Origin of the sequence: Parvularcula maris (assembly GCF_024505085.1) — a bacterium.
Lineage (GTDB): Bacteria > Pseudomonadota > Alphaproteobacteria > Caulobacterales > Parvularculaceae > Parvularcula > Parvularcula maris.
In genome coordinates, this window is the sequence record NZ_JANIBC010000035.1 from 1 (window position 1) to 2,237 (window position 2,237).

The following is a 2,237-nucleotide window of genomic DNA, read 5'->3' on the forward strand; positions in this document are numbered from 1 at the left end:
CCCCAAGACCCCCGCGCCCCCTCCCTGGCGCGGGGGTTTTTCTTTACCGAAGAAGCTCTGGGTACTGGGCAGCGAGGCCCTCCGCCACCAGCCAGGCACCGGTTTCGGAGACGTGATCGTCATCGAGGTAGAGAGGCTTACCGCCCTTCTCGATGTCGCAGCGCAGGTCGCCACAAAACTCGGCATGCGGATAGAACACTTCGACACCGGGACGCTCTGAGGCCTTTTCTAGGATCGCTAGTGTTTCGCGTTGGCGCTCGAAAAAGGCGGCGGTTTCCGGTCTGATGTCTCGCTTGGTACCGGCCAGTTCCCTGCGCGCCATCGTCTTCGGGACATTGGCACCGACCTCTGGCACGGGACCGACAAGGAGCACTTTTTTTCCGCCCGCCAGGAGCCGGTCTAAAGTGCGCTCGAGACCTCTAGCGACCACGTCGTGGTTATCCTCGCCTGCGACCTGTTGCTCGTCATCGACGAGCCGGTAGAGGGATCCGCCCTCGCCGCCGAACCGCGTTCCCTCCGCGGCCAAAGCCCAGCGCGAGTTGATGATGACCGTGTGCACGGATGGATCGTTCGCCAGCAGCTCCGTGATCTTCTCCACTGATGCCGTACAGAGAGCACTGCCCGAATAGCCGAGCCGTCGAACACCGAGAAGCGGCGGGCAGCCGACGCGGCCGACAAAGCCGATGCTTCTCCCCGCAAAAGTGTTCTTCACCTGGGCCAGGGCAGCCGCATGGCTGTCTCCGTAAAGAACGATGCCGGAGCGTTGGCCTTCCCGATAGCAGGCTGAGACCGCCACCTGATCGGGGTCGATACCAAGACAAGGGTCCCGAAGGACGAGTTCAGGCGCGAGGCTGGCCGAGCGGCGTCCGTCTTCGGTCATGCGTTCTGGAAAGCCCGAGGCACCGATGACCACCACGGCGCAGACGAGAAGCGCCGCCGAACAACCCACGGCGAGCCTGCCGATAGAGCCGTCGGAGAAAACTTTCTTGTTGCGGAAGGGCTGCTCGACAAAGCGCCAAGAGGCGAAGCCCAGCACCATGGTGAGCGCGAAGGCAAGGAGCTGGGCCGGGGCGCCAAGATGGGCGGATGACTGATAGGCTCGCAAGAAGGCAAGTACCGGCCAGTGCCAGAGATAGAGGGAGTAGGAGGCAAGGCCGATCGCGACCATGATGGGGTTACCGATCAGCCGTCCGATCCCGGAGCCCTCACGTCCGCCCGCATAGATGACCGCAGCCGTTCCGAGGGTGGGAAAGAGGCCCGCCACCCCAGGATAGGGCGTCTGCGAAGAGAACATCAGCGACGCCCAGAGAATGGCGGCGATGCCGACCCAGCCACCGGCCTCGCTGAGCTTGGTCGCCGGACCCGTGGTCGTGACGCTCAGGGCCAGTAACGAACCGCATAGGAGCTGCCAAGCGCGCGACGGCAGAAGATAATAGGCCGCCCACTCGCTGATCTGAATGCTGACGACGCTGAGGACGAAGGACGCCACCGCGGCTGCGGCCAGAAACGGTAGCTTCGGTGCCTTGAACCGCGCCAGCAGCAGTAGGAAGACCGGCACGACGAGATAGAACTGTTCTTCTACGGAGAGGGACCAGGTGTGCAGCAGCGGGTTGAACTCCGCCTCGGGGCTGAAATAATCCGTGTTGCGCCAGAAATAGATGTTGGCGGAGAAGAGGACGGCTGAGATCGCCGTCTGCCCGATCGTCACGAAGTCGTTGGGCAGTTGGAAGAAGAGCCCTCCCACCAGCACCGCCGCAATCATGACGTAAAGGGCAGGGAACAACCGCCTTGCGCGTCGGGCGTAGAATGAGGCGTAGGTGAACTTGCCGAGGTCGATCTCGGCCGCGATGATCTTGGTGATCAGGAAGCCCGAGATCACGAAGAAGACGTCCACTCCGACATAGCCGCCGGGAAACCAGCCCGTTCCGAGATGGAAGAAGATGACCAGCAGCACAGCGACAGCCCGCAACCCGTCAATATCTGCCCTGTAGCCGCTCAGCGTGTTGTTCATTCAGCCCTTCCCTGCCGATGATGGCGGTGGTGTCTGCCAGCCCGTTTACCTAGCCGCACCGTGTTAGCAGGAAAGGCTTAAAAGGCCGCGACGGTGTACGCCCGGCATGGCGACCGGCAGGTAGGGAGTGCGTGGTGACGAGCGCCCTTTGGTTCCGGCCTAGCTGCGCTGCTTCGCCTCTCGGCACGCAAGCTGCATTCCTCTTTGCAGACGACGCCGAAGGCTC

The 2,237-nt window shown here is 62.8% G+C and carries 1 protein-coding gene; it reads right to left on the bottom strand.

What is annotated here, in order from left to right; translation table 11 throughout:
• Positions 1-43: 43 nt before the first annotated feature.
• A complete protein-coding gene (locus NOG11_RS14830; protein WP_256620596.1) occupies positions 44-2,011 on the bottom strand; it encodes an acyltransferase family protein in 1,968 nt (655 codons plus the stop codon).
• Positions 2,012-2,237: the final 226 nt, after the last annotated feature.

Excerpts from the sequence above, each read along its gene's own strand:
- NOG11_RS14830 (WP_256620596.1), bottom strand. The coding sequence starts at position 2,011 with ATGAACAACACGCTGAGCGGCTACAGGGCAGATATTGACGGGTTGCGG.